This is a genomic window from Ligilactobacillus acidipiscis DSM 15836, assembly GCF_001435755.1.
GTDB lineage: Bacteria > Bacillota > Bacilli > Lactobacillales > Lactobacillaceae > Ligilactobacillus > Ligilactobacillus acidipiscis.
Genome location: NZ_AZFI01000259.1, coordinates 1 through 1746 on the forward strand (window position 1 = coordinate 1; position 1746 = coordinate 1746).

1 protein-coding gene is annotated in these 1746 nt (G+C 39.5%); it reads left to right on the forward strand.

Translation table 11 applies throughout. The features are described from left to right. Positions 1-356 precede the first annotated feature (356 nt). A partial coding sequence (locus tag FC65_RS12625; RefSeq protein ID WP_056972676.1) for a DDE-type integrase/transposase/recombinase occupies positions 357-1746 on the forward strand: 1390 nt, incomplete at its 3' end.

The window sequence follows — 1746 nt, forward strand, 5'->3', positions numbered from 1 at the left end:
TTAAGTAATTCAAAATTTTATTTCTTTATTTCCTTGTTATTCTAACAGTGACAAGCTTTAAGCCGCTTTTTGAGTATCCCCCCCTTAAAGCACCACTGTTACTATTTTCGTTTAGTCAAAATTGTGAACCTGAGTTGCCAGTCTGTGCCTTGCATGCTTGTCAACCAGGTCTTGCCGGAAGTAGTTGAATGTCAAGAGGAAGAGCGTAGCGGCTCTTGACATGCAACTACTGGAGGCGAAATAATTCCTGCAAGCATCCAGGTCAGACTTCGGGACACAAAAAAACACTTGCCTCTCCAGACAAGTCAGTTAAAATGAGATTACCACAAATCACCAACTGAAAAGAGGAGATACAAGTGCTAATTCCATTTATAACTTATCTGTTTAAAATTATCAAGTTTTTATGCGAACATATTGACCAACAATCTCAAAAAATTCATGAACTTGAAGAAGAAATCAACGCCTTTAAAAAATATTCTAAAAAGCCTCAGTTTGATAAACCGGCTGACCTTGATTTCCAGAAATTAACAATCGACAAACTGCCGAAAGTGGTTAAAGCAGAAACCGTTGATTACCGTCAATTACTACAAGAAAAATTCCAACTCACTGGTAAACCGATCAAACCAATCGTGCGTCATGGTCAAAACCAAGGCCCGGCAGCAGACTCCGTCTGCCCACATTGTGGTGCGCCACAGATTTATCTCTATCAAAACAATGGAGCACAAGGACAATTAGTTTGTAAAATTTGTGGTGAACGTTTTATTGCACATAAGAAACACTCAAAAGATATCGAGCTATTATGTCCCCACTGTGAACGGCGAATTTATAAGATCAAAACACGCAAGGACTTTGATATTTATCGTTGTCCACACACCGATTGCCCTTATTACCAAAAAAGATTAAGCAAGCTTTCTAAGAAGGAACGCAAACTTTTTAAAAGTGAACCAAATCGTTTTAAAATGCGTTACATCTACCGTCAGTTCCATCTTAAGCTGGCAGATCTAGAACAAGACAGTGACATTCCCACACGAGTTAACTTAAATAACATTCATAGTTCACCCCAAGTCTTAGGACTGATTTTGACCTACCATGTTAATTATGGGATGTCAGCTGAAAAAACTGCCGCACTCATGTATGACGTCCACCAGGTTAAAATCTCTGGTCAAACTATTCGGAACTACGCACGCTCAGTCGCAGCTTATGTGAGACCCTTTACTGATCACTATCCATACCAGCTGTCCGATCAGTTCTGTGGTGATGAGACTTACATCCGAGTTTCAGGAAAGTGGCACTACATATACTTCTTCTTTGATGCCACTAATAAAATTATTTTGTCACATCGTGTCAGTCCACATCGTGATACTAAAACCGCGATTCAAGCTATCTTTGATGTCATTCGACGTCTGGATCCACTTCCAGCAGATTTAAACTTGATCGTGGATGGTAATCCCATTTACAAGTTAGCCCAGGCCTTTTTTAAAGAAAATGGTTTCCCTTTTAAAATCTCGCAAGTCATTGGCTTAACCAATGAAGATGAGGTTTCGCGCCAATATCGACCTTTAAAACAGATTATCGAGCGCTTAAATCGCACTTTTAAAGGTAACTATAAAATGTTGGGTGGTTTTAATTCAGACGCTGGCTCGATCGCTCATGTGGCACTTTTTACCACTTATTTCAACTTTCTGCGGCCACATTCAAAGCTTAAAGACAAACATGTTCCGGTTCAAATTCCTGAGCTAAAAACAT